Source organism: Ottowia thiooxydans (assembly GCF_040548795.1).
GTDB lineage: Bacteria > Pseudomonadota > Gammaproteobacteria > Burkholderiales > Burkholderiaceae_C > Ottowia > Ottowia thiooxydans_A.
Genome location: NZ_JBEPSH010000002.1, coordinates 398,173 through 424,705 on the forward strand (window position 1 = coordinate 398,173; position 26,533 = coordinate 424,705).

Below are 26,533 nucleotides of genomic sequence, written 5' to 3' on the forward strand. Positions count from 1 at the left end.
ACCTAGACACCTACCTACAATTTACACAGAACACATTCGGAGACCTCATGGACACCAGAGCCAACCCCCTCACCCTTCTCAAGGACCCCACCCTTCTCAAGACCGATGGATTTGTCAACGGAAAATGGATCAAGGGAAAAAAGCGTTTCGACGTCACTGACCCCGCGACTGGCCAAACCATAGCGGATGTAGCTGATCTGGATCCCAGAGATGTCAAAAATGCCATCACTGCTGCCAACGCTGCGTGGCCGGCCTGGCGCTCTCTGACAGGCAAGCAACGCCACGCCATCATGATGAAGTGGTTCCAGCTGCTCATGGACAACCAGGACGACCTGGGCCGGATCATGACTGCAGAGCAAGGCAAACCGCTTGCGGAAGCAAAGGGTGAGGTCTCGTACGGCGCAAGCTTCGTGGAATGGTTTGCCGAAGAAGCCAAGCGGGTGGGCGGAGAAACGCTGGCAACATCCGACCCCACAAAACGATTGACCGTGCTGCGCCAGCCCATCGGTGTTTGTGCGGCCATCACACCGTGGAACTTCCCGCTGGCCATGATTACCCGCAAAGTAGCCCCCGCTCTCGCAGCGGGCTGCCCGGTTGTGATCAAACCCGCGGAACTGACACCCCTCACCGCTCTGGCCGCAGCTGAGCTGGGCTTGCGCGCCGGCATCCCTGCTGGTGTGTTGAATGTGATTACCGGCACAGACAGCGCGGCCTATGGCAAGGTACTTTGCGAAAGCGATGTCGTTCGCCACCTTTCGTTCACCGGATCTACCGAGGTTGGCCGCATCCTGGCCGCCCAATGCGCGCCCACGGTGAAGAAACTGGGGCTTGAGCTGGGCGGCAACGCACCGTTTATCGTCTTCGATGACGCCGATCTCGACGCTGCCGTGGATGGTGCCATTGCCAGCAAGTACCGCAATGCCGGCCAGACTTGTGTCTGCGCCAACCGACTCTACGTCCAAGACGGCGTTTACGACCAATTCGTGAAAAAGCTGGCTGCCAAAGTGGGCAAGATGAAAGTCGGCAATGGTTTCGACGAGGGCGTCACCATCGGGCCGCTGATCGAAGATGCGGCCGTCAAAAAGGTGGCCAGACATGTGGCCGATGCCGTCAAGAAAGGCGGCAAGATTGTCACAGGCGGCCAGAAGCTGAGCGGTCAGTTCTATGCCCCAACGGTGATTTCCAACGCCACATCGAAGATGCTGGTGGCTGGCGAAGAGACCTTTGGGCCTCTGGCCCCCGTGTTCCGCTTCAAGACCGAGCAGGAAGCCATTGACGCAGCCAATGCCACGATCTTTGGGCTGGCCAGCTATTTCTATGCGCGCGATATTGGCCGCATCACGCGCGTTTCCGAAGCGCTGGAATACGGCATTGTGGGCATCAATGCTGGCATCATTTCTGTGGAACAGGCGCCCTTTGGCGGCGTCAAACAGTCTGGCCTGGGCCGCGAAGGTTCGCGCCACGGAATTGACGAGTACCTGGAAATGAAGTACCTGTGCATTGGCATAGCCTAGCACCTTCAAAATAATACATAAGAATCCATTTCACGCCAACGTGGCGTGCACGCTGCGCCGCTGACTGGCGCCCGCTTTCCCGCCGAATTTCGCCCCTGCCTCCAGCAGGCTCTCGGGGCAATTCGGCCGGCTCTTTCCTCACCCAACCCCATACAAAAGTGATCGCCAGCCAGGGAGTGGTGCGATTTCTTGCGCGCGCGTGCACTCGTTGGCGGTCAACCTAAAAGCTTACAGGGGTTTCTCCAGTTCACATTTGCACTCCGAATAAGCTAATATAGGAGTGCAACTAAAGAACTACTTTCATTCATCTGAGGAGCCAAACAGCTATGAAACGAAATTTTTGGACCTTGCCGGTCATGGCGGCATGCGCAATCTTGGTCGCTTGCGGTGGTGGTGGCACCGAATCTCCTGGTAACCCTGCGGGTATCAAGACTGTCAAGGTCATGGGCGATAGCCTCGCCGATAACGGAACTTTCGCGGGTCTGCCTGGCATGTCGCGCACCTTCACTGTTCAAGGCAGCAGCAGCGAGCCTAATGTTCTCTGGACTGAGCGCGTAGCAGCCAACGTGGGCGCCTCTCCCATGTGCGCTTACTACCGCTACAACGGCAGCGGCTTCAGTGTGGCCGCAGGGTGCACCAGCTATGCCATCGGCGGCGGCCGCATCAATGCATTTACCCAGCCGGGAGGCCAGCAAAGCCCGCTGTCGGTCGTCAAGCAGATCACGGACGCCGCCAAGGTCGGTTTCGATAAAAGCGATCTGTTGCTGATAGATGGCGGCGGCAATGATGCGGCAGATCTGATCGGTGCTTACATCGGTGCGGCAAGAGATGGCGGCGTTGCTTACGCGACCCTTCTCGGCTCACTTCTGCCACAAGCCACCCTGCAAGCCCTGATGGCTCAGCCTCAAGGAGCTGAAAAAGCCGGTGCCGCCTATATGAGTGCGCTGGCCGACTTGCTCCATGGAACCATCAAGGCTCAAGCTCTGGACAAGGGCGCAGAGCACATTGCCGTGCTGAACATGCCGCCTGTCACGCTCACGCCGCGTTTCCAGATGGTTCTGAAAGCCATCGCCGCCGCTCAAGGCGAAGCAGCCAGTGCGCAGGCAGCCGGTCTGTTCGACATGTGGATTCAAACTTTCAACGCGCGTCTGGCTGCAGATGCCGGCACGGACAAGCGACTGATCGTGGTCGATTTCTACACCAATTTCGTCAATGAGATGAAAGACCCAGCCCAGTACGGCCTGACCAATGTCACCACACCTGCCTGCCCACCTACCGGTGTGGGTAGCGATGGTTTGCCAACCTACACCTTTGCCACCTGCACGGCCGCCTCCTTGTCAGCCATGACGCCTCCTGCTGGTAGCTCCGGCGGCGCCAACTGGTGGACCACTTATGCCTTTGCAGACAGCTTCCACCCGACGCCTTACGGCTACCAGTTGATGGCCCAGATGGTCACCGTTGACTTGGCTAAAGCTGGCTGGTTGTGATGGCCTCGTTGCAAATTGGATTAGGAAACCCGTCATGAAAAAAATTCGCACGATTTCACTCTCCCTGGCTGCTTTGGCTGCCATGACCGTTGCTGGCGGCGCTTTCGCGCAAAGTGCAGGCACGTTTCAGGTTCGTCTGGGTGCTATCCATATTGCTCCGTCAGTTTCCAGCGGCGACCTGGGTCCACCCAGCCTGCCCGGCTCCAAGATCGACGTAGAAGCCGACACGCAACTGGGCGGTGGCATCACCTACATGGTCACTGACAACATCGCCCTGGACGTACCACTGGCTCTGCCCTTCAAACACCGCATTAAAGGTGACGGCGCCGTGGCAGGAACGGGAGAGCTTGGACACACCAGGAGCCTGCCCATGTCCCTTTTTGGGCAATGGCGGTTCGGTGAAGCCAACGCGAAATTCCGCCCCTACGTGGGTGGTGGTCTGACGTACGCGAAGTTCTACAAGGAAACGGCCAGCAACACGCTGAGCTCCATTACCGGCGGCTCTCCCAGCGTACCGACAACGATGAGCATCCAGTCGAAGCTGGCACCAACGCTGATCATCGGCATGGTGTATTCGATCAACGAGCGTTGGTTCGTCGAAGCGATGGTGGGCAAGACCTTCATCAAGACCAAGACGACTCTCTCCACAGGTCAAACCATCGACGCCCGCCTGAACCCAACCACCGCAGCTTTGTCTGTGGGTTACAGGTTCTGATCAGGTCAGTTCTTTACAGTAGCTCATCGACTTGAATCGGCAGTAGACGCAGCCGAGTACGGTGCGGGCCACGCGCCCACCCGTTCGGCAGTGCCTTCGCCTTACCTCGGCTGGAGAGTAAATAAGCGCCTTCCAGTTACCTGAGAGGCGCGCGTTATCCCGGGGAGCGCCAAGCTCCAGCTTGGCATTGAAGCGTTAGTAGAACCCCCAGAGTTGCCAAGCTGGAGCTTGGCGCTCCCAGGAAATACCAGCTGCTTCCCACACGCCCTAAGCAGGAGTAGTGCCCAAACGAAGCACACCCCGGGCCGCACGAACACCACTGGCCATGCAGGCAGTAAGCAGGTAGCCGCCGGTGGGTGCTTCCCAATCCAGCATTTCACCCGCGCAAAATACCCCCGGCGCATGGCTGATTTGCAAGAATTCGTCCAGGGACTCAAAACGGACACCACCAGCTGTGCTGATCGCCTCTTCGATGGGACGCGGCACAGCCAGCACGATAGGCAGGGATTTGATGGCGCGTGCCAGGAGTTCATGATCGCGCATCGATTCGCGGGGCAGCAATTCGTTGAGCAGTGCAGTTTTAACGCCCTCAAGCCTTAGCCGGCGACGCAGGTGATTGGCAAGGCTTTGCCCATCACGCGGCGCCTGTACCGCCGAAAGCACTTGTGCATACGTATGGGAAGGCAAGAGGTCCAGGTACAGCGTAGCTACGCCCTTGTCAGCCAAGGCACCTCGCAAAAGGGACGATGCGGCATAAATCAGGCTGCCTTCAACGCCGGTCTCGGTGACGACGAATTCGCCTCGTCTTTCAAACACGGAGGTCTGGTCGTCACCCCGGACCGTGATGGCAACAGATTTAAGTGGTTGACCGGCGAAACGCTCTCGAAAATAAGCGGACCAACCCGCCTCGTCCGCCGCAGTACCTTCACTTGAAGTCTTCTCTGTTTCGCGAGCTGCGGTGGTGGCCACATCAAATCCGCTGTTAGCGGGCGTGAGCGGCGCCACCCCTACCCCGTTCGCGCAGAACCACGGCACCCACGCTCCGTCCGAGCCGAGCCTGGGCCAACTGGCTCCACCCAATGCGAGGATAGCAATGCTTGTTTGCACGCGCTGCTCTCCCGCCGGTGTCTGGAAACTAAAAATGCCTCCGCTCTCACCCTGAGCTGCAGGCGCCCACCCCACGAGGCGGTGACGCATATGGAAACGAACCGGTACGCCACCCGGCCCAGGGTGGCGCAGACGCTGCAACCATGAACGCAGCAAGGGTGCTGCCTTCATCTCTTTCGGAAAAACGCGCCCCGAAGTGCCGACAAAGGTTTCCACTCCCAGCCCATGCGCCCAGGAGCGCACGGCTTCGGCGTCGAACTCACGCAGCCATGGCTCGATGTTCGACTGGCGCGCGCCGAAGCGGGAAACGAAGGAGTCGTAGGCTTCTGAATGAGTCAGGTTCAATCCGCCCCTGCCTGCAAGCAGGAACTTGCGCCCAACCGATGGCATGGCGTCGAACAGATCGACCTGCAAGCCAGCTTCAGAAAGAACCTGCGCAGCCATGAGGCCTGCAGGGCCGGCGCCAATGATGGCAACGGAAACGGAGGATGTCAGCAAGGGATAGAAGGTGTGATCAGGGCCGGACGCAGCGAGCGCTACGGTCTTAATGTACACAAGCAGCCAGGAGCGCGGCGTTCTTAGCGTCGAACCCCTTATCCAGGTGCGCTTGCGTAGTTTCACGAATAGGGCATGGGAGCGCGTCAACGATAATGGCTCATGGCCTCATCGACCCCATCTTCCAAACAAAAACAGGACTCTGAGCTACTGTTCAAGGGCGTTATTTGCGCCCTCATTGGCTTGGTCATCTTGATAGGGCCACACTTTGCGCGCTCAGCCGACATGGGGGAGATCTTGCGCCAGGCCTACCTGCCCGGCTGGTTCGCTCTGGTGTTGGGCTGCGCATTCCTGATTCGTTACGGCCTCATCCGTTGGCGCGATCGAGCCCGCAGGTGATTCAGCGTTTCTTATTCGGCGAATCTTGTAGCGCGGTCTGACCTCTGCATGAACAACCCAACAACCCGGATTTGACCGGGTTGCTCCGTTCGCACAATACGCACCACGGCGCGCCCAGGGTGCGAACCACGTTCTTACATGCGGATACCCAGCTGCTTGACCAGTGGCTCAATCACTTTGCGATCGCTTTCGATGACGCTTCGCATCTGCACTGCAGTCGAAGCCACCGGCACCATTGCCATACCTTCCAGTCGCTCACGCAGGGAGGCATGCTGCATGACCTCTTTCAAATCGTGCTGAACCTTGGCCAGAATGGCTGCTGGCACGCCTTTAGGTGCGGCCATGGCAAACCACGGATCACTGGAGAAGCCAGGTAAGCCTTGCTCGGCCAGCGTGGGAACGTCCGGAAGCATGGGTAGGCGCTTGGAGCTGGTGACAGCCAAAGGACGAACCCGGCCTGTTTCGATCAGACCCTTGGCGCTGGAAGGTGCGTCCAGTGCGATGTCCAGCAAACCTCCGATCAAATCCATCTGTGTCTTCCCGGCGGTGGACGAGGGCGCATACACGGCCTTGATGCCGGCGGCATGGGCCGTTTGTGCCCAAGTCAAATGGAACGCGGTGCCGACAGAATAAGAACCCACTGTAGTGTCTTTCTGACGCGCAAGCTTGACGTAATCCTGCCATGATTTCAGCGGGCTGTCCTTCGCAACCATGTAGACGAATGGGGTGCGCGCCACCAAACTTACGGCGTCCAGTGCATTGATTGGGTCCATCTCCATGTGCTCCACGGCAAACGGCAAGGTGGTGTATATGGCGCCGAACAAGGTGCCGAACGTATAGCCGTCCGGTTTGGCTCGAGCGAGCGTGCGCAACGGCACCAAGCCCGAACCACCTACTCTGTTATCGATCACCACCGACTGCCCCCATTTGGCTTCCAGCTCCTTTGCAATCAGTCGTATCGCTACGTCAACCGGTGCGCCAGCGGCGTTCGCCACGATCATAGTCACAGGCCTTTGAGGCCATGCTTCCTGGGCGAAAACCGATGCCGGCCCCGCCGCCGCAGCGGCCCCTGCAGCGGCGCGTTGCAACCAGTCACGGCGTGTCATGGCTTCAAGCGGTTTCAATGATGAAAGCATAGGATCTCCAGAGTGTTCGAAGGGGTTCAAAAATGGCACGCAATCAACGCACGGCGTCCACGTTATGCACCCCGCCATCGCGCTTCGGCCAGAGAGGATCGCCTTGTATGACGAAACTCTGCAGACCACTGCGCCAGTACCGCGACAGGGCTTCCATCTCGGCTGCATCGCCCCCCGCGAGCATCGGGGCTCGCTCAAAGGCAGGCAATGTGCCAAATGTGAATGGCAAGTCAATGCAGTGGCAGGCCCCTAAGCGCGGGTTGGGACCAAACCGGAACTCGTAGCGCCAGCACTTTTGCCCTGCGGCTTCAGCCTCGCACTGCCACTGCTCGGCACCGGCATTGAACATCCGGCGCCCAATGGCCAGATCCGGATCCACGCGCTTCATATCAGGAAACGCGGTCATCTCATCTGTCGTTGCGCCCACGATGCTCGGCACCCGCGAGGCTGACTGAAGATAGCGCGTACGACCTTCAGCGTTCACGTGCAAATCGTCTGCCACCACCATGTAGGCTTGGCCGGCAATGCCGAGAGCTTTCATTTTCCCCATCACCGCAGGGCTTGCCTGACCTTCAAGCAAGGTATCCAGCGGTAGCCGCTGAAGTTGATCCAGGTTGCTGACTCCCCACTGCTGCATGGCCATCTGGCGAATCGCGCGCGCCTCGTCCAGCGTGCGCATTGGCCTGCCGAGAGGCGCACTCTGTATAACTGCTTGTTGAAACAGCAAGGGATGACGGGATTGCATCAGCGCACCGATGTTGTCTCCGCCTGCCGACTGCCCCATGATGGTCACATGGTCCGGATTGCCGCCAAACGCGCCGATATTCTCCGCCACCCATTTCAGCGCCAGTTGGCTATCTTGCAAACCCAGATTGTTCTGTTCGGCGTCATCCCCCGCAAGCCAGCCTAGCGCACCCAAACGATAGTTAACGCCGACCACGACGATGCCTGCCTCCTTCGCCCACTGCGTACCTTCGTACCAGGAGATCCCACCTCCACCTGTGATCCAGGCGCCTCCATGTAGCCAGACCAGTACGGGCCGCGGTTGCTCATCTCGCAGCGCTTCCAGCGGGGACCATATGTTCAGACGTAGACAGTCTTCCTGCTGAACGGCTGCGAAGCTACCAAGAACGTCTTCCAACCTGGAAGGCCGTTGCGGCGCAACTATGGGGTTTGGTGAGCGTGCGTCCACCTGGATGGATTTCCCGGCAAACTGAGAAAGTGGCTGAGGTGGAGCAAATCGCAAGGGGCCCACCGGGGCACGTGCGTAGGGCACGTTCATCCAGCAGCCCACTTGGCCTGCAACGCCATCGCGCCCACCGACCACGCGTCCGACGATTTCTCCGTCCCCCGTATGCACATTGATGGCATTGCCATCCCTGTCGATACTCTTGGATTCGTGCGTTGTCATGTCCATGGGGTGCAAAGTATCCGCGTTTAAAGTCATATCCGGTAGTAGACTAAAAGGAATGCCTTGAAAACCTACAGTTATGAGTATGAACCTGGGGCTGCTGAAACACTTTCTTCAAGCCTACGAAACAAGAAGTCTCGGCAAGGCGGCCGCACGATTAGGAATATCTCAGCCGGCCCTGAGCAAAAGTATCAGAAAGCTTGAAGCAGACCTGGATGTGCCGCTTTTCAATCGCACGACCAAAGGCATTACGCCTACTTCGTACGCGGACACACTGGCTCGACGCGGTCAAGCGATCGAGTCGGACGTGCGCGCCTCGATTGCCGAGCTCCAAAAGCTGAAAGCCGGTGAAGTAGGGGAAGCACGAATAGGTATTGCGCCTGCCTTGGCGCCCCACTTCATGCCCGAAGTGCTCGCTCGTCTCGCGTTAACGCATCCGTCAATCAATATCACCGTGACCGAAGCTCTGATTTATGAAGGCGTGGCTCAATCTGTGGTGCGCGGTGAACTGGATTTCGCTCTGACCAACCTCCCATTGAGAGGCGTGAGCCCAGATCTGGCCTGGCGTGAACTCTTCAAGGATCACTTTGTGGTTTGCTGCGGGAAGGCCCATCCCCTGGCGCGCAAACGCATGGTGCAACCGGTTGAGCTGCTGAAATACCCGTGGATCACGCCCGCCCGAGACGGACCGCCCTGGCAACGGTTGGCGGATCTGTTCGTGGCGGCTCGATGCGCCCCGCCCCACGTCGTCGTGGAAACCAACTCCGCCACGGTCATCATGTCGCTGCTGCAGCGAGGCCCGTTCCTGACCTTCGTACCACGGCAATTGATACAACCCGACGCGAGACGTGCTGATGTGGTGGAGGTAGCGCTGGAGGGCATGACGCTCGAGCGCGCGATCGTAGTACTCCATCGCAAGGGGCACATTCCCCCCATGGCAGCGCAGCTTGTACTCGATGCATGCGAGGCAGTGGCAGCGCAGCAATTCATCGCGCGCTAATCCCGTTCAGGTCTCGACAATAGCGACCACTTGGCCGTCCTCGACGGCTTCTCCCTCACCGACCCTTAGTTCCACCACGGTCCCTGCCCGCTCGCTGGTAACCGGGATTTCCATCTTCATGGATTCGGCAATGAGGCGCATGTCAGCGCTTCGCTAGGCCTCTTGCGCCATCACCAGCCGTCCATCGGCACTCAAAAAGGCCGCGAGTACGACTTGCGTGGGATGAGCGACTTGAACCGCCGCTCTGTAGCGTGCCAGTTGTTCAAGCAGCAAGGGATCACGCTCAGGCTGGGCAGCGCTCTTGTAGTCAAGCACCCACCAGGCTTCAGGGCCATGCGGCCCCGCACGCCGGCGAACCAGGCGGTCCATGCGCAGCAACTGACCTTCGTGGATGAGTTCGACCTCATTGAAATGTTCTGCAATCTGGTCGGCATTCCACGCCCAGGCACCCTCCCCCTCCAGGATGCGGCGAGCCAGCGCTTGCGCGCGGGCGAGCTGCTCCACACTGGCATCAAATCTCTGCATGGCTTGGCCTACCCTCTCTGGCCGCCAGCCCAGCGGCGTATCGGCGGCATGCTCAAGCAACCAATGCATCGCCTGCCCCAAGCGAGAAGCATCGCTGACTTCAGGCGCAGGCGGCCAAGCCTCAACGAAGTCCCCACCGATTTCAGGTAGCGCTTGCGCGCCGGCGAGCGAGGGCAATTCCAGCAACTCGAATGAGGTCACCTGCGCTGCAGCGTCCAGATACTCTATGCTGGGCCCAGCTTCGGGCTCGGCCAAAGCCTCAATACGTTGCCACCAACTGCTGGCGGGCGCCGCATGAGGCGTCACACTGGACAGCATCAATCGTTCGCGGGCACGTGTCATGGCCACATAAAGCGCGTTGAGCTCTTCGCGGGCCCCCTCAAACCGTTCGCTCGCAGCGAGCCGAGCAGCACTGGGAGGTAAATCCTTTTCGCTCGCGACAAATATGAACTGATGCGGTGCAGGCGATTCACCGGGCCATTCGATCAAAATGCCCATGTTCTTGGCTCGCGGCGGCCCTGCTTGTGCGTCCAGCAAAATCACCGTATTGGCTTCCAGGCCCTTGGCCCCGTGCACGGTAAGCAGCCTTACTGAATCAGGGTTGGCCTGACGCGGCGCTGCAATGCGCTGCCGACGCAGGGCACGAACCAGTTGATAAGCTGTCAGATAACGCCCGCCTCCAACCTGCAACGCGGCAGCCAGCAGCGCACGCAGTTCCACCAATTGATGCTCTCGCTCAGAAGCGGGTGCGGCAGCGGCATAGCGGGCTAGCACATCACCATGGCTATAGATCGCCTGCAAGGCATCGTGGGGCGGCAAGGTGGTGAGCCACCTCCGGTATCGAATCAACGTTGCATGCAATGCGGCTGCGTCAACGGTTTCCAGCGCCACATGCTTAAGCAGATCGAGCCAGGTAGCGCCTCTGTGCGCACCGGAGCGTGCCAGCAAGGCTATTCGCACCAGGTCATCGTCACCCAAGCCGAACAGCGGGGATTTGAGCGCTCGCGCAAGCGACAAATTGTGATCGGGAGAAATCAGCGCGTCCATCAGCGCAAGCACGTCCTGGACCACCGGCAGATCGCCAAGCAACTGCTCTTCCGGTTGCTCACATGCAATACCGATTTTCCGCAGTTCCGATTGCAAAACACTCAGCGGCTCCCGCTTACGCGCCAGCACCATGATCTCCCGCAAGGCGATGCCGGCCTGCACCTGCTTGGCAATCCACTGCGCCGCCTGGCGGCATTCCAGGGTTCGCAGCGTGTCTTCAAGAATCGTGCGTGGAGCGCTCAAGCTGTCACGCCAGAAAAGTGCGTCCGTCTCCGCCGTACCCGTGCGCTCAGGGCGTGCAATGGCGGGAAGTGTCCGCACCTCGCCCGGAACATCAGACTCTGTGCTGTGGGCACGATAACCCTCGAACTCACCGGCGGACTGAGCTGTCAGCATCACCGTATTGACCGCACTGAGCACGCCCCGCGCATTGCGCCGAGTGTGATCGCACGCCAGCAGGTCACCGCCCAAAGCCGTCTTCACAAATTCCCTGGCAGCGACGAACACCTGCGGATCCGCTCTGCGAAACCGATAGATGCTTTGCTTGGGATCGCCCACGATGAACACACTTGGCGCGCCGTGTCCGCCGCCGGAGCCGGCGTAGCCAGACAGCCATGCGCTCAGCGCCTGCCACTGCAGCGGATTGGTATCTTGAAATTCGTCGATCAGCAGATGGCGCACGCGCGCATCCAGCCGCTCCTGCACCCAGCCTGCCAGAACGTCGTCGCTCAGCAGGGTGAGCGAGGCTCGCTCAATGTCTCCCATGTCGATCCAGCCCCGCTCGCGTTTCAGATTGGCGAACTCATGGATCAGGCTGCGCGAGAGCCTTACCAGTCTTTGCTGGTGCAAACGCCCGCGGTACTGGCAGGCCGCCAGCAGCAGGCTCTGCAATTCGGTTTCAGCTTCCTGAGCAGCGGGGAATTTTTTCAAATGCTGGGTAAGACGGTTCTCTCCCGCCACGAAAAATGCCTTGCGCAATGCAGCCATCCGAGCTGGAAGCTCCGGCAATGCAAAGGCGTCGACCACGGCATTGGCGGCCTTTTGCGGAGTCTTGTTGGCCTCTCGCCCCAAGGCGGCGGCACGCTCCATCCACCGTGCACGCGCTGCTTCTGAGGCCAGCGATTCGGCGGGTTGAGACAGGCCAGCCAGCTCCGGTACGACCGTCTCAAACGGGGGAACGGCTTCTTCCAGTATGTCCGCCGCATCTGACATGTTGAACTCCACTCGCCGGGACAAGGCCGCATTCAACGCCTGATGCGCCTGATGGCGGCCATGCTCATTCACCAGCGCGGTGTAGTCCGCACGCAGAACCTCATCGGCCGCGACCACGCGCAGGTAGCGGCGCCAGACTTCCGAGACAGCGTCTTGGTCGTCTTCGAGCAGTTCGTAGTTGGAAGGCAGCCCGAGGTCATCGAGCACCTGCAAAGGCGCGGTTCGCAGCAGCGCAGCGAACCAGCTGTGGAAAGTGCGTATCTGCACAGGCCGCGCTTGTTCCAGAACCTTCTGATAGAGGCTCTGCAGGCGCTCAGTTTGTGCCTCCAGCTTAGCGGGCTCTACGCCGCGAAAGATCAATTCCTTGCGGACACGCTCGCTCCATTGAGCACCCGTTTCCGCCGGTCTCGCCTGCCCAAAGTCGGCCAGCCATTCCTGCAGCCTCTGGCGCATTTCACCGGCCGCTTTCTTGGTAAACGTGATGGCAAGAATCTCATGCGGTGCGGCGCCATCAATCAACGCGCGCAAGATGCGAGAAACCAGCATCCACGTCTTGCCGGCGCCAGCGCAGGCCTCGACTGCAGCGCTGCGTCGGGGGTCGCAGGCAATGGCATAGAAGGCCTCTCTCGTACACGATTGCCCGTTGTGTTCGTAGGCGGGGTTCATGCTCATTCGCCGCTCCAGAAGTCCTTGCGGCACATACCACGCACCTCACACCACTCACACACGGCGCCCTCTCCCAAAGCAAGCAATGGCTCTCCCTGGGATATGCGTCCGATATCGCTTTCCATGCCCTCATACAGCTGCTGAGCCAGCAGCAGCAAGTCCGGCGGCTCATGCGAGCTGGTTCCCTCTCGCTCACTCACATTCACATAAGCAGCGCGCGGCGAATCTGCACCTGACAACAGGGCATAGAAGGGCAGCTGCGTGTCCTCGTTGCCCGCCTTCAACCGGTCCGTGGTGCGTTTGAGTGCTTCAGTCTTGTAGTCCACCACCAGAGGCGATCCATCCGGTAGGCGATCAACCCGATCAAGGCGTCCGCGCAGTTGCAAGATTCCCAAAGTCGCTTTGGCGTCAGCCTCCGCAACATCAAACACAGCGCCGGTGGCTTCATGGTCCGCAAGCCACTTCAGATAACCATCACGCAGCCCTGGCCACCCTACCCCGAAAGGTAAAAACTCACCTTCGTCCAACCCCAGATTCTGAGTGGCTTTGAGTGCGACGGCATCCAGCAAGGCCACCCGGTCAGCGGCAGGGTCGGCTTTCAAGGCCACATGAAAAAGATTGAGCGTCAGGTGCACCCAGTTGCCGAAGTCCCGCTTGTCGACGTCCACATCCAGTTCGCCCTCATCCTGCAAGCCCAACTGGCGCAGGGCGAAGAAGCGGTAGGGGCAAGTGCGCAGCATGTCGTAGCTGCTTGCCGACAAGGGCATGGCGGGCAAAGCGTCTCCACGCGGCTGGGGGGCATAAACGGGTTGTGTCGGCACAACACGGGTCTGCCTGGGATCTCGCCCTTCATCCCCTGCTCCTCGCAAACGCAGCGCTTGAACCAGGGGCGAAGGGAGTAACGGCTCTCCGCTGTCGTCACTGTGCCGCCACAGGATATCCGCCGCCGGCGTCTGAAGTGCAATGCGCCAGGCTTCGCGTTGCGCCCCCTCTAGCAGTTCCCGGGTGGGCAGGCGCATGGCCGTGCGCTGCGCCGTGCTCCAAGACCCCGGTGGCTCAGGAGCCGCAGGCAGGCGCTGCTCGTCTGCGCCTGGCAACACGAGCGCGGGAAACAACCTGCACAGCAACTGGCTCATGGGCAAGATGACGACTTGCGCGTCTGCCTGTGCCAGCGGCTTGAAGTTGACGGCTTCCAGGGCAGCACTTGCCCAAGCGGTGAACTCGCTCAAGGACATGTTGCGCTGGGCAGCAGGCCACGCCTGAAGTTCAACCTGCCTGCTCTCATGCAGCCCCAAGGCCGCGATCACGGACTCACCCGCAGCATCTGCGGCCCAGGCTTGCCACAAGCCGGCCGCTTCCAACAGCGCCTGCATGCCGGCCAACCAATCAGGCAGCCGGCGCGGATGACGCATGGTTTGCCGAAGCGCCTCAATGCTGGTCATGAGCGGCCCGTGATCGGGCATGCCGATGGCGCTGGCCCAGTCTCTCACGGCGCCACGACGCAAGTCCTTCTCCAGCGCTTGCACGGCAGTGGACTCAAGGACAGCAAAGGCAGGCGACAGCTTGAGCCAATCAATGACGGCATCTGTGGATGCATGGTGCGCACATGCGCGCAAAGCGCTCATCAACTGCGCAGCCGCGTACGTGGTGGAAAGCTTCCACCCCGTTTCATCACGCAGGCGTACCCCTTTCGCGACCAGCAGTGCACTGATTCGCCGCGTCAACATGCGATCTCCAGCCACCAGCGCGACGGGCACACGGCCGGCGCCGATGTGCTGCAGGACGCAGGCGGCAGCCCGCTGCGCTTCATCCTCGCCATCTCGCGCTGCATGCAAGGAAATGGCCCCTTGCGCCGCACCAGAGTCAGGGGTCACCACCAGCGCCCGGTCCGCAAAATGATCGACCAAAGACGACGTCAGCTCGTCCGGCTGCAAACCATTGACGACCAGCAGCGCATCCATATCGCGTGCCACCCTCGATTCGAACAGCACATCTGTGGCGTAGTCCGAAGTGGCCGCCCATGCGATCGCAATGCGAGCCACAGCGGCTTCCAGCGCGAGCGGACCGCTGGGAATCTCTGGCAGGGCTGCGTAGGCCTGTGCGGCCCAATCCTGGCGCAATGCAGAGGGTACGCTGGCTGCCAAAGGAGCCAGTTGCATGGCCTGCTCTACCAGGGGTCCCGAAAGAAGGCCACGCCGCGCGCCGAGTCCAGCCCCTTCCAGCAACGATGTCGCGGTGAGCAAATCCCGTCCGTGGTCGAACGCAATGTCACTGGGGCCCGGCGTGAACATGCCGACGCGAGCGGCCCAGCTCCGGGTGGTTTCAAAGTGCGGAGCGAAGCCATTGGGGAAACGCTCGGCCCACATACGGATGGCCAGTGGCACCAGCTGCGCGTAAGGCAGCAACACCACGCTGCGAGCCGGATGAGCGGCTCCACCCTCCAGATAGCTCTGTATCTGGGTGAGTAAGGCGCTCCAGGTTTCGAGGTAGGGCCCGTGAAGGCTCACACCTGACTGGGCCATCGTGGAGCCATCCGCAGAGGGGGAAATGAAAACGCCGGATGTTCCAGCATCTTCCTGAGAGCCAGCAGGGGCGCAAGGAAATGGGGTTTCTGTCACAATGATTCAACTTTATCTGCTTATCCGCCGTTTTTTCGAGGATTTTCATGGCCAGCGATTTGATCAAGCATGTGAGCGACAGCTCTTTCGAAACTGACGTTCTTCAGTCCAGCAAACCCGTGCTGGTGGACTTCTGGGCCGAATGGTGCGGCCCTTGCAAAGCCATCGCTCCAGCTCTTGACGAGCTGGCAGGTACATATGGCGACAAACTCCAGATCGCCAAGGTGAATGTGGACGAGAACCGCGCTATTCCTGCCAAATACGGCATTCGCGGCATCCCTACGCTGATGGTGTTCAAGGACGGCCAACTCGCCGCATCCAAAGTTGGTGCGATGACCAAGGCCCAGATGGCCCAGTTCATCGACCAGCAACTGGCCTGAAACCCTGGCGCCTATCTTGCGCCCCTATTGCGCGCTTGTCAGGCCTCAAAGCACACGTTTTTTTGAGTTCTCTCGCGCCGGCTAAGCATTCCCACGCAACACCGGCGTTTTTCCTGTCATAATCTTTCCTCATTGCTGACGCGCAAGTGAACGTCAGCCCCGTGCTCTGAAGTCCAGGGCACCAGAGATCAGGCCTTCTGCCTGAGCCTCCATCCACTCCCCTCTGTCTTCATTCAGTTTCAGTTTTTTTCTGGTCGCGCATCCGGGTGGCCCCATCGCAGGACAAGCATTCATGCATTTGAACGAACTCAAGGCACTGCACGTGTCTGAAGTACTCAAGCAGGCCGAGGCCCTTGAGATTGAAAACGTTGGCCGTATGCGCAAGCAAGAGCTGATGTTCGCCATCATCAAAAAACGCGCCAAAGCCGGCGAACAGGTTTTCGCCGATGGCGTTCTCGAAATACTGCCCGATGGCTTCGGTTTCTTGCGCAGCCCTGACACCAGCTATACCGCCAGCACCGACGACATCTACATCAGCCCCAGCCAGGTCAGACGCTTCAACCTGCACACCGGCGACATGATCGAAGGTGAAGTGCGTATTCCCAAAGATGGCGAGCGTTATTTCGCTTTGACCAAACTGGACGCCGTCAACGGTGGCCCGCCAGAGCAGAACAAGCACAAGGTGATGTTTGAAAACCTGACGCCTTTGTTCCCCCGTGAACAGATGCGCCTGGAACGTGATGCCTTCAAAGGTGAAGAAAACATCACCGGCCGCGTGATTGACGTCATTGCCCCTATCGGCAAAGGCCAGCGTGCCTTGATCGTGGCGCCCCCCAAGAGCGGCAAGACGGTGATGATGCAAACCATTGCGCACGCCATCGCCGCCAACTACCCTGATGCCCACATGATGGTGCTCCTCGTGGACGAACGCCCTGAGGAAGTGACCGAAATGCAGCGCTCTGTGAAAGCAGAAGTGATTGCCTCCACCTTTGACGAGCCTGCAGCCCGTCACGTGCACGTCGCCGAAATGGTGATTGAGCGCGCCAAACGCCTGGTGGAACTCAAAAAAGACGTGGTGATCCTGCTGGATTCCATTACCCGCCTGGCCCGCGCCTACAACAACGTCGTTCCTTCGTCCGGCAAAGTGCTGACAGGCGGTGTCGATGCCAATGCACTGCACCGTCCGAAGCGCTTCCTCGGCGCTGCGCGAAATGTGGAAGAAGGCGGAAGCCTGACCATCATCGCTACCGCCTTGATCGACACCGGCAGCCGCATGGACGAAGTGATCTTTGAGGAATTCAAGGGCACGGGTAACAGCGAGATTCATCTGGATCGTCGCCTGTACGAAAAGCGGGTGTTCCCCTCGATCCAGCTCAACCGCAGCGGTACCCGCCGCGAAGAGTTGCTGCTGGCTCCTGAAGTGTTGCAAAAAACACGCATCCTGCGCCAATTCATGTACAACATGGACGAGGTCGAATCCATGGAAATGGTTTTGAAGAGCATGAAAGCGACCAAAACCAACGTCGAATTCTTCGACATGATGCGCAGAGGCGGATAACGCTTATAATGCGAGGTTTATCGGAAAGTACGCCGGACAGGCTGGCGCGGCTCCCGCAACGTAAATACAAGGATTTTGATCATGCGTGAAGGCATTCACCCCGACTACCGCGAAGTTTGCTTCGTTGACCTCTCCAACGGCTTCAAGTTCGTGACCCGTTCTTGCGTTCCTACCAAGGAAACCGTGAAGATGGATGATGGCCGCGACCTGCCCCTCTTCAAGCTCGATACTTCCAGCGAATCGCACCCCTTCTACACCGGCACACAGAAATCTGTGGACACCATGGGTGGCCGCGTTGAGAAATTCCGTAACCGCTTCGGTAAAGTGGCGCGCTAAGTACTCGCACCCAAGTACCCAAAAAGGGGTAGCACGGTCATCCGTGCTACCCCTTTTTTTCATTTAACCGGAATCGCAAGTGCCCCCCTGAGCGACCGCGTGAAGAACGACGCAACCGCTTAGGTCATAGCACGTCCGGAGGGTTCGCACACCTGCGGCAATCAGGGGCCCGGGTTCAACACGCTGCTGCGTCAGCTGAACAGCTCGATCATGTCGACTGGATATTGGCTTGCTGCACCACCTTCTTGTAAGCCGTGGCGTCTTCGGCGATGGTCTTGTCCACCTCCGCCGACGTGCCCGCGGAGAGGTTAAAACCCAGGTCTTCCAGTTGCGCGGTAATGTCCGGTCGGCGCAGCACGCCGACCACGTCACGGTTGAGCTGGGCAATCAGGGCCGAAGGCGTAGCAGCCGGCGCCAATAGACCTTGCCAGCTTTCCACCACATAGCCAGCGACGCCCAGCTCTTGCAGAGTGGGCACTTCCGGCAGCGCTTTGGAGCGCGTCGGCGTGGTGACGGCCAAAGCCACCAGCTTGCCCGAACGCACATTCTGCGTGGCCGCAGCCAGCGTGATCAGCATGGTGTCAATGTGGCCACCCAACACGTCCAGAGTGGCCGGCCCACCGCCAGGGTAAGGAATGTTGTTGGTACGCAGGCCAAGGCGGGCGTTCAGCATCTCCACGGCCAGGTGCTGCAGGCTACCCTTGCCGCCCGGCAGGGCCAGCGTGACCTCACCAGGGCGTTTTTTCAGCAGATCGACATAGCCTGCGAAGTCTTTCACCCCCAATCCAGGTCGGGCCACCAGCAACTGGGGATTGACGACCGCCTTGACGATGCCTTTCAAGTCTTTGCGGGCGTCGTAGGCCAGTTGGCTACCAATTGCCAGGCTGACCGCGAGTTGGTCACCACCCAGCAGCAGCGTATGGCCGTCGCCAGGCGCGCGCACCACCTGGAGCGTGCCGATGGCACCGCTGGCGCCCGGTACATTCTCAACCACCACTGAGTGCTTCCATTGCTCGCTGAGCTGCTGAGCCAGGATGCGGGCCAGCTTGTCAGCGCTGCCGCCTGCCGCGACCGGCACCACGATGCGCACGTTGCGCGTGGGGTAGCTCTGGGCCCACGCGCCGCCGGCGGTGATCAGAGGCAGGGCCAGCGCCCCGGCATGAAGAAAGGAACGGCGTTTCATTGCGGAACTCCTACGGATGAAGGAAAGGTGGGAAGCTGGCGCTGCCTTGCCGAAGTCCGGATGCCCGGCGGGCTCACTGCGGAGCACCTGCGGGCGTGTCGAACGCAGTGAACGGTTGGCCGGCAATCAAGCGCGAAGGTCTCCCGTCGATACCGACCGGCACGTCGCCTTCCAGCGTGATGCGGTAGAGCACGCGCTCGGTGTCCAGGTAGGCGAAATCGCCTGGTCCCTGGTGAGCAGAAGCGCGGTTGTCCCAAAACGCCAGGCTGCCTGGCGCCCACCGAAAACGCACCTGGTACTCGGGGCGCGAGATCTCCTCGAACAATAGATTCAGCAAATGGCGGCTTTCCGACTCGGCTACGTCGTTGATCCGACGCGTGAACCCAGGGTTGACGAAAAGCACGCGCTCTCCAGTCTCGGGATGCACCCGAACCACGGCATGGTCCGCCGCATTCGGGTTGGAGCGCACCTTCTGTGCATAGACCGTGGCGTTATCCAGATCGCCGTTGTAGCCACCGAACTGGTGCCGAGCCCACAAGCCGTCGACCAAGGTGCGCAGCGGTGTCGACAAGTGCGCATAGGCCGCCGCGAGGTTGGTGAACAAGGTATCCCCACCGTAGGGCGGCACCTGGCCGGCGCGCAGGATAGAGCCAGCCGGTGGGTTGATGACGCCGGTGACGTCGGTGTGCCAGCGGTCGCCGCGGCGGCCTGTGGTGGACTTGGACGAGATGGTGCGGATCTGCGGGTAGCCCTCTGGAGGATGGCCGTCGTAGGGGTGTGCGGCCGTGGGTTTTCCAAAGCGCCGGGCGAAGGCAAGGTGCTGAGCGTGGTTGATGTGCTGGTCGCGAAAGAAAATCACCTTCCAGCGCAGCAGGGCTGCACGGATCTCAGCAGTGGTCTCATCGTCCAGCGGCTCACGCAGGTCCACGCCATGAATTTCCGCACCGGTAAAGACCGAGAGCGGGCGGATGTCGAGTCGGGTACGTTCAAGTACGGTCATAGAGGTCCTTATTACTTGCGATGAAGTATGAGAACCTGCGGCCAAGATGAGAAAGAAGGCTTGTGAATATGCAAGCCCAGTTGTCGCATATGCAATGCGGAGCTTGAGTGGGCGCCCCGCACCCTGGTTTTGGTCGGTAGCGCTTCAAAGGCTCAGCAGGCGGGGCGCGCTTTTATTTTTCCCGAGTCCCCACCAACTTCAGCAGCGTGCCGCTGCCTACTTGCTCACGTGCGGCCGGCGACAGCTGGGACAGGAAGTTCTGCACACTGGCAAACTTCATTGCATCTGCTGAAACGGAGCGATTGCTCGCATCGGTTCCCACCATGAAGCGATGCGGCATGGCCTCAATTAACCGCAGCCACTCCGGCCAGACCTGATGGCCATCGCGCAAGATGGTGTAGTCGGGCGAGCGTGGATGGTGCGGCCAGGTGCGGGCGCTCAGCTCGTAGTACAGATTCGGGTGGCGCTCGAGCATACGGCGCGCCAGAAACAGCGGCGTGTACCCGCCATGGGCCCAGATGGCCGGCACATCAGGAAAGCGCTCCAGCAATTGGCTCAGCTCAGCCATTCGCGTGCTCTCCACATGCAACATCACGGGCACCCGGTGCTTTCGCGCCAACTCCATTATTCCTGTCACCATGGGACTCAGCGGGCTGAAATCAGCCTCATCGAAACCCGCGGACGGAAAATGCACAGCTGATATCTCGCCAATACCTTTGAACAGGCCTGTGGCGAGCAAGTCGTCGAGTTGCTTGAGCAATGTTTCGTCAAACTGAATCCAAGCCGGGCGATAAGCTGTGCGTTCCGGAGAAATAGAAGCAAACGGTATCAATCGGTCAGGAAATGCCCGGGCAGCCTCCGCTACTGACTCGTTGTTGCTGCGTCCACCCCAGAACACCACCGCACCGCTTGCACCCCAGCGCTTCATCAAATCCAGCTGCATGGCAGGATCATTGAGATGTACATGTGCATCAACAAAGGTTATGGGATTCGCCGGTGGCGCGGAGCCCGTCGGGTCTACCGGCGCGGCAGACGGTGTTTGCACCTTCATTTGCCGCACTCGCGACGTAGAAGCCGGGTCATTGGCCTGCGACCATGACGAAATAGGGAGAAAGGCCAAACAGGCCAACAAGAGGAATGGGGCCATACCCCGATTTAACGAATATGATGCCCCACCGTTGACCGTGATCGGATGATTGGGTACAGGCATGCCAAGGACATTTTTGGCCATGGATGGCCCCTCGCGACAATGCGGCAAAATCGCTCGGTCCCCCATCTGAACAGACCCCTTTGAATCAGCCAAGTCCAGCCATCGTTACACAAGATGCCGTGCGCCGACTGCCGCGCTGGGCACTGCTCATGCTGTGCGTGGTTTATGTGCTGCCTGGCTACATTGGCCGCGAGCCCTGGAAGAACGCCGACATTTCGTCCTTCGGCTACATGCTGGAACTGCTGGGGTCACACCAATGGCAGGCCTGGTTGCATCCCACCTTGATGGGCGTGCCTTCGGACACCTCTGCCCTGCTTCCCTTTTGGATCGGAGCCTGGGCCATGCAGTTGGCGCCTGCCTGGATAGCGCCTGATTTCGCGGCTCGCATTCCGTTTGCGCTGATGCTTGGCCTCACGCTCGCAGCCACCTGGTACGCCGTGTATTACCTGGCGCGCACCCCGGGTGCACAGCCGGTTGCCTTTGCGTTTGGTGGTGAAGCTGAGCCCACAGACTATGCACGCGCTCTAGCAGATGGCAGCCTGCTGGCCCTGATCGCCACTCTGGGACTGGCGCAGTTGTCCCACGAGACCACGCCTGCCCTGACCCAACTCTGCTTCATGGCCATCGTGTTCTATGGATTTGCAGCCATACCATTTCGCCACCTGAGCTCTACTCTGGCTCTGTTGATCGGGCTGCCGGGGCTTGTTCTGTCCGGCGCTCCGACGATTGCCCTCATCTATGGCGCCGTCAGCATCTTCGGTTTGTTCAACGCGCGTGTCATGCACCTGGAGGCCCAGACACGCCGGCGTGCCTTGATCGTGGTTCTGGTCAGTACGCTGGTCAGTCTCGCACTGGCCTTCGGCCTTGATCTATTCATCTGGAGCATTGACCTCTCGCTGGGCGATTGGGACCGTTGGCGCATTCTGGGCCGCCTGTTCCTGTGGTTTACCTGGCCGGTCTGGCCGCTGGTGCTCTGGACACTCTGGCGTTGGCGGTATCAGTTGCTTGACATGCAACAACACCGCCACCTGGGACTGCCCTTTTTCATGGCCGTGGTGCCCGTAGCGGGCACGGTCTTCACCTACGCCGGAGACCGATCCCTCTTGCTGGCACTGCCCGCGCTCGCAGCCCTGGCAGCTTTCGCATTGCCCACCTTCAAGCGCAGCGCAGCGGCATTCATCGATTGGTTCACCGTACTGTTCTTCAGTGCGTGGGCCATCGTGATCTGGGGCGTTTGGCTTTCGCTCCAGACGGGCATACCGCCCAAGCCGGCCGCCAACGTAGCTCGCCTCGCGCCCGGCTTCGAACCCGTATTTCAGTGGGTGGCGCTGATTGCTGCGCTGGCCGGCACACTGGCCTGGGGCTTGCTAGCTCGCTGGCGCACCGGACGCCACCGCACCGCGCTTTGGAAAAGCCTGGTGCTCCCTGCTGCCGGGGCCACACTGTGCTGGTTGCTCTTGATGACGCTCTGGCTGCCTGCCCTGGATTACGGGCGCAGCTTCGCCCCCCAGATGCGCGAGGTGCGCCACATCATTGGCGAGACCCCCTGCGTACAGGTTTACGGGCTGAGTACGCCGCAAGTGGCTGCGGTCCGTTTTCATGGCGGCTGGATGTCGCGGCCACTTGGCAGCAGCGCAGATTGCGCATGGCTGTTGGTGGATATCAACGCCGAGAAAGACCTTCAGCATGCGATCACGCCATCGCAATGGTCGCTTGTGAACCGAGTACCCCGCCCAACGGATGTCAGCGACACCCTTTTGCTCTTCAAACGCGCCGAACCTGCACCTCAATGAGATTGAGATGATTGCCCGCCTTGGCGCCCGGGCAGGCGCTCGCGTCTGCCATCCCCCACACATGCCGTTCTCTCGCATCACCTTTTCGGCGGCAAATCATGCCTAAAGTTAACACCCCTGTGGCCTCCACAGGGAGAATGGCCGAGTTCAAACAGATCACACACCACGCAGGCGTCGTCCTCGTGGGTCAATTGGCGGTCATGGCTTTCGGTGTGACCGATACGGTGGTCGCAGGACGATACTCGGAAACCGCCCTCGCGGCGCTGTCGGTGGGTGCAGCCGTCTACATCAGCGTCTATGTAGGGCTCATGGGAATACTGCAAGCCTTGCTACCCATTTGGGCCGAAATGCACGGCGGGCAAAGACGTGAGGAAGTAGGCCCTTCGGTCAGGCAGGCACTCTATCTGTGCGGCTTGACCATCATCGTCGGCATGGGGGCCCTTCTGGCGCCTGGCCCTATGCTCCGCGCCACGGGCGTTCCTGATGAGCTGCAAACAGAGGTCAGCCGCTACCTGGCTGTCCTGGCCTGGGCGCTACCGCCGGCTTTGCTATTTCGGTTGTTCAGCACATTGAACCAAGGCCTGGGCCACCCACGGCTGGTCTCTGTGTTGCAGTTGGGCGCGCTGCTACCCAAGGTGCTGCTTTCGATCTGGCTCACCTTCGGCGGCGCCGGTCTGGACCCGCAAGGTGCGGCCGGCTGCGCCTGGGCTACCTTGTTGGTCAACTACGCCCTTCTGATCGTCGCTGTTTACCTGCTGCGCACGCAGCGACTGTACCTACCCTACAGAATCTGGGCCCCCATGGAATCGCCTGACTGGCGCCGGATTGGCGCATTTGCCCGATTAGGGATTCCTGCGGGATTGGCGGTCATGGTAGAAGTGACGTCATTCACGCTGATGGCTTTGTTCATCGCGCGCCTGGGCACACTCGCGTCAGCCAGCCACCAGATCGCATCCAACGTGGCAGCTATTCTCTACATGGTGCCGCTTGCCCTGGGCATCGCCACCAGCGCCCGCGTCAGTTTCTGGCTGGGTGCGGGTGATGCGTTAAAAGCGCGCGGCGCTGCCTATCTGGGCATTGGCGTTTCGGGGGGTATCGCCGTGGGCCTGGCCATTTTCGTCATGTTGTTTTCGCGGCCACTGGCGGCTCTGTATGTCGATCAACCCGCGATCATTGCGATGACTTCCGGATTGCTCACATTGGTAGCGCTTTACCACCTGGGAGACGCCATCCAGGCAGTGAGTGTTTTCGTGTTGCGCAGCTACCGCATGGTCCTGGCCCCTCTGCTTATCTACTGCCTGCTGCTGTGGGGACTGGGCCTCATGGGCGGCTACCAACTGGCGTTCAAAGGCGTGGGCGCATTGGAGGCCATGCAAGCGCCCAACGCATTCTGGATGGCTAGTGCAGGAGCCACGGCTTTGGTGGCCGTGATTTTCCTGACGTTGCTGAGGCGAGTGACCCATGCCCCCTCAGGGCGTGGTAACACGCCCTAAGCCTTGGCCGGCCTCACTCGCTGAGCTGGAAAAACCAGCGCAAAGCATGAACCTTTGCCCAGTTGGCTGGTGATCTGCAATTCACCGCCATGGCGCTGAGCCACGTGCTTGGTGATGGCCAAGCCCAGTCCGGTACCGCCGGATTCTCGTGAGCGACTTCTGTCGACTCTGTAGAAGCGCTCAGCCAATCTGGGAAGATGCTCGGGTGCAATACCAGGGCCACTGTCCGTAATAGCCAAGCGCACACGGTTATCAGCCAAGCGTTCCCAGCGCACGTCGATAGTGCCTCCGCCCGGGGTATATCGGACTGCATTGTTAATGAGGTTGGACGCAGCGCTTCGAAGTTCCCCCACGGAGGCTGCCAGCGTGAAATCTGGCGCGGGGGCAAAGTTCAAGGTCTGAGGCTTTTCGTCCAGGGGGTGCAGCAGCCTTGAAAGCCCACGTGCTTCGACCTCGCACTGAGCCATCAACGCACCCAGGTCGACGAGCTCCCCCGCACCTGGAGGGGGGCTGCCTTCCAACTGGGAAAGCGTCAGCAAATCATTGACCAGTGTTTCCATGCGGCCGGATTGGGAAGCCATGAGGGCCAGGTAGCTGGAACGCTCAGCCTCGGACAAAGGCAGGCTTTGCATGGTTTCCACGAATCCGGCCAGCACTGTCAGCGGGGTGCGGATTTCGTGCGAAACGTTGGCAACGAAATCGCGGCGCATGGCTTCCGCTTGCGCCAGCGCCGTCACGTCTCGTGACAGCAGCAGCTTGTAGCCATCGCCATAGGGGTGCAACTGCGCCGACAGCTTCACGGGATGAGTGGCTGTATCACCGTGGCCTATCAGCTTGACGTCACGCTCGTAGTTTTTGCCCGCGTAATAGGCGGCAAACGCGGGCTGACGCACCAGATTGGCGATGTGTTGCATCAAATCGCGCTCGGCGTCGAATCCGAAATGCTCGGCTCCGGCCTGATTGCACCATTCGATGCGGCCTTCGGGGTCAAGCAGGACCACACCGTTGGGGGAAGCCTGAATGGCTTGCAGAAACTCTTCCAGTCTGCGCTCACTGTCACGGGCGTCTTTCTCAAGCCCGCGCAATGCCCGCCTGGCCCGATAGGCTGCCTCGCCCCACAGGCCATGCAACATGGGAGGCTTTGAAGTGTCCGGATCCGTGATCCAGCGTATGAAATGCTGCGCACGCAAGGAATCGGCGATGAACACCACCGTCGCACCGAGCACCATGCCCGCGAGCGCTCCCGGCCAGCCGCCAAGAAACCAGCCCGGCACGCCGCCCACCAACTGGGCAAGAAAAAACATCGCGAGCCGGAAAATCATCTCGGGTGTGCACTTCCTGTGTCCCACGCCTGCGTTGGCAAGGTGGAGACAAACTGTGCAATCAGCATGTGCCTGAAAGGACTCAAGTGGGCGTGGCTGCCTGGGGAGTCTGAATCTGGATCAATGGCTGCGCGGTCAAGCGGTAGCCTGCGCCGCGCACGGTCTCGATCAAGATGCCTGCCACACCCAAGGCCTCTCGCAGGCGTTTGACGTGTACGTCTACCGTACGCTCTTCAATGAAAACGTGGTCACCCCAGACCTTGTCCAGCAACTGGCCACGGCTGTGCACACGCTCAGCGTTTTTCATCAGATAGTGCAGGAGCTTGAATTCGGTTGGACCCATCTTGAGCATCTGCCCATCATAGGACACTCGATGCGTGGCCGCATCGAGCAGCAAGCCGCCAATGGCCACCGAACCACCTGCCTGCTCCGGCGACCGGCGACGCAGCACTGCGCGGATTCTGGCCAGCATCTCTTTCGTGGAGAAGGGCTTGATGATGTAGTCATCTGCACCAGCGTCCAGTCCGGCCACGCGGTCGGCTTCATCGCCACGAGCCGTGAGCATGAGAATGGGCACGCTCTTGGTCCGTGCATCCTTGCGCCACTTCTTGGCGAGCGACAAACCACTCTCTCCAGGCAGCATCCAGTCCAGCAAGATGACGTCGGGCAGTACCGCATCCAGCTCTCGCTGGGCTGTTTCGCTGTCCATCGCCCATGTGGGCTGGAAGCCGTTGTGGCGCAGGTTCACCGCGATCAGCTCAGCGATCGCGGCCTCATCTTCCACTATTAATACACGAGGCATGGTTCTCATTGCAGGGCCGTTCCAGAAATAAAAAGCCCCCCTGAGGCGCTAACGCGCCATCCCCCAAAGGGGGACGCACCTAGCGGCCTGGCAAAGCCAGCTCCGCGGGTGCGCTGGCAGGGCC

The 26,533-nt window shown here is 60.2% G+C and carries 21 protein-coding genes; 10 read left to right on the forward strand and 11 right to left on the reverse strand.

Annotation, left to right across the window (positions count from 1 at the left end):
* The first annotated feature begins 47 nt into the window (after positions 1-47).
* The 3 genes from ABIE13_RS05470 to ABIE13_RS05480 all read left to right on the forward strand — a co-directional run bounded on the left by ABIE13_RS05470 (position 48) and on the right by ABIE13_RS05480 (position 3,716).
* On the forward strand, positions 48-1,514 hold the full coding sequence (locus ABIE13_RS05470) for an NAD-dependent succinate-semialdehyde dehydrogenase (RefSeq protein WP_354441849.1): 1,467 nt from the start codon (positions 48-50) through the stop codon (positions 1,512-1,514).
* Between the two features lie 326 nt (positions 1,515-1,840).
* A complete protein-coding gene (locus ABIE13_RS05475) occupies positions 1,841-3,001 on the forward strand; it encodes an SGNH/GDSL hydrolase family protein (RefSeq protein WP_354441851.1) in 1,161 nt (386 codons plus the stop codon).
* A gap of 34 nt (positions 3,002-3,035) precedes the next feature.
* Positions 3,036-3,716, forward strand: a complete 681-nt coding sequence (locus ABIE13_RS05480; protein WP_354441852.1) for an OmpW/AlkL family protein — start codon at positions 3,036-3,038, stop codon at positions 3,714-3,716.
* 267 nt (positions 3,717-3,983) lie between these two features.
* On the opposite strand, the gene ABIE13_RS05485 is transcribed toward ABIE13_RS05480, so the two are convergent.
* Positions 3,984-5,318, reverse strand: coding sequence for a TIGR03862 family flavoprotein (locus ABIE13_RS05485; RefSeq protein WP_354442349.1), 1,335 nt, complete (start codon positions 5,316-5,318; stop codon positions 3,984-3,986).
* 162 nt (positions 5,319-5,480) lie between these two features.
* Here ABIE13_RS05485 and ABIE13_RS05490 point away from each other — a divergent pair, with 162 nt between their 5' ends.
* A complete protein-coding gene (locus tag ABIE13_RS05490; protein ID WP_354441854.1) occupies positions 5,481-5,717 on the forward strand; it encodes a hypothetical protein in 237 nt (78 codons plus the stop codon).
* Between the two features lie 134 nt (positions 5,718-5,851).
* Here ABIE13_RS05490 and ABIE13_RS05495 read toward each other — a convergent pair whose 3' ends face one another.
* Together ABIE13_RS05495 and ABIE13_RS05500 are read right to left on the reverse strand one after the other, a co-directional pair.
* Positions 5,852-6,853, reverse strand: coding sequence for a Bug family tripartite tricarboxylate transporter substrate binding protein (locus tag ABIE13_RS05495; RefSeq protein ID WP_354441856.1), 1,002 nt, complete (start codon positions 6,851-6,853; stop codon positions 5,852-5,854).
* Positions 6,854-6,896: 43 nt separating this feature from the next.
* Positions 6,897-8,270: a carboxylesterase family protein gene (locus ABIE13_RS05500; protein ID WP_354441857.1), complete on the reverse strand. Its 1,374-nt coding sequence runs from the start codon at positions 8,268-8,270 to the stop codon at positions 6,897-6,899.
* Positions 8,271-8,343: 73 nt separating this feature from the next.
* Here ABIE13_RS05500 and ABIE13_RS05505 point away from each other — a divergent pair, with 73 nt between their 5' ends.
* Positions 8,344-9,264 carry a LysR family transcriptional regulator gene (locus ABIE13_RS05505; protein ID WP_354441858.1) on the forward strand — a complete coding sequence of 307 codons (921 nt, stop codon included), beginning with the start codon at positions 8,344-8,346 and terminating at the stop codon, positions 9,262-9,264.
* A 6-nt stretch (positions 9,265-9,270) separates the two neighbouring features.
* Here the strand turns inward: ABIE13_RS05505 and ABIE13_RS05510 are convergent, their stop codons facing one another.
* The 3 genes from ABIE13_RS05510 to ABIE13_RS05520 are packed head-to-tail and all read right to left on the reverse strand — an operon-like array spanning position 9,271 to position 15,236.
* Positions 9,271-9,405, reverse strand: coding sequence for a biotin/lipoyl-containing protein (locus ABIE13_RS05510; RefSeq protein ID WP_354441859.1), 135 nt, complete (start codon positions 9,403-9,405; stop codon positions 9,271-9,273).
* A 12-nt stretch (positions 9,406-9,417) separates the two neighbouring features.
* Positions 9,418-12,720 carry a UvrD-helicase domain-containing protein gene (locus ABIE13_RS05515; RefSeq protein WP_354441861.1) on the reverse strand — a complete coding sequence of 1,101 codons (3,303 nt, stop codon included), beginning with the start codon at positions 12,718-12,720 and terminating at the stop codon, positions 9,418-9,420.
* A complete protein-coding gene (locus ABIE13_RS05520) occupies positions 12,717-15,236 on the reverse strand; it encodes a PD-(D/E)XK nuclease family protein (protein ID WP_354441862.1) in 2,520 nt (839 codons plus the stop codon). Before ABIE13_RS05520 ends, ABIE13_RS05515 begins: the two co-directional genes overlap by 4 nt.
* Positions 15,237-15,379: 143 nt before the next feature.
* Between ABIE13_RS05520 and trxA the strand changes: the two genes are divergently transcribed.
* The 3 genes from trxA to ABIE13_RS05535 all read left to right on the forward strand — a co-directional run bounded on the left by trxA (position 15,380) and on the right by ABIE13_RS05535 (position 17,606).
* Positions 15,380-15,712: a thioredoxin TrxA gene (trxA, locus tag ABIE13_RS05525; protein WP_028602370.1), complete on the forward strand. Its 333-nt coding sequence runs from the start codon at positions 15,380-15,382 to the stop codon at positions 15,710-15,712.
* A gap of 292 nt (positions 15,713-16,004) precedes the next feature.
* Entirely contained in the window at positions 16,005-17,270 is a 1,266-nt protein-coding gene (gene rho, locus ABIE13_RS05530) for a transcription termination factor Rho (protein WP_354441864.1), read from the forward strand.
* A gap of 81 nt (positions 17,271-17,351) precedes the next feature.
* Positions 17,352-17,606, forward strand: coding sequence for a type B 50S ribosomal protein L31 (locus tag ABIE13_RS05535; protein ID WP_354441866.1), 255 nt, complete (start codon positions 17,352-17,354; stop codon positions 17,604-17,606).
* 208 nt (positions 17,607-17,814) lie between these two features.
* Here ABIE13_RS05535 and ABIE13_RS05540 read toward each other — a convergent pair whose 3' ends face one another.
* The 3 genes from ABIE13_RS05540 to ABIE13_RS05550 all read right to left on the reverse strand — a co-directional run bounded on the left by ABIE13_RS05540 (position 17,815) and on the right by ABIE13_RS05550 (position 21,065).
* The gene (locus tag ABIE13_RS05540; protein ID WP_354441868.1) at positions 17,815-18,789 is read right to left on the reverse strand and encodes a Bug family tripartite tricarboxylate transporter substrate binding protein; all 975 of its coding nucleotides are present in this window, start codon (positions 18,787-18,789) and stop codon (positions 17,815-17,817) included.
* A 73-nt stretch (positions 18,790-18,862) separates the two neighbouring features.
* Positions 18,863-19,789, reverse strand: a complete 927-nt coding sequence (locus ABIE13_RS05545) for a TauD/TfdA dioxygenase family protein (protein ID WP_354441869.1) — start codon at positions 19,787-19,789, stop codon at positions 18,863-18,865.
* Between the two features lie 172 nt (positions 19,790-19,961).
* Complete coding sequence (locus ABIE13_RS05550; protein WP_354442351.1) at positions 19,962-21,065, reverse strand: amidohydrolase family protein; 1,104 nt, start codon at positions 21,063-21,065, stop codon at positions 19,962-19,964.
* Positions 21,066-21,079: 14 nt separating this feature from the next.
* On the opposite strand from ABIE13_RS05550, the gene ABIE13_RS05555 reads away from it, so the two are divergent.
* The gene (locus ABIE13_RS05555; RefSeq protein ID WP_354441871.1) at positions 21,080-22,792 is read left to right on the forward strand and encodes a hypothetical protein; all 1,713 of its coding nucleotides are present in this window, start codon (positions 21,080-21,082) and stop codon (positions 22,790-22,792) included.
* 137 nt (positions 22,793-22,929) lie between these two features.
* Positions 22,930-24,285: an MATE family efflux transporter gene (locus ABIE13_RS05560; protein ID WP_354442352.1), complete on the forward strand. Its 1,356-nt coding sequence runs from the start codon at positions 22,930-22,932 to the stop codon at positions 24,283-24,285.
* On the opposite strand, the gene phoR is transcribed toward ABIE13_RS05560, so the two are convergent.
* Together phoR and phoB are read right to left on the reverse strand one after the other, a co-directional pair.
* Positions 24,282-25,589, reverse strand: coding sequence for a phosphate regulon sensor histidine kinase PhoR (gene phoR / locus ABIE13_RS05565; RefSeq protein WP_354441873.1), 1,308 nt, complete (start codon positions 25,587-25,589; stop codon positions 24,282-24,284). The genes ABIE13_RS05560 and phoR overlap by 4 nt on opposite strands.
* A gap of 100 nt (positions 25,590-25,689) precedes the next feature.
* A complete protein-coding gene (phoB, locus tag ABIE13_RS05570) occupies positions 25,690-26,418 on the reverse strand; it encodes a phosphate regulon transcriptional regulator PhoB (protein ID WP_354441875.1) in 729 nt (242 codons plus the stop codon).
* Positions 26,419-26,533: the final 115 nt, after the last annotated feature.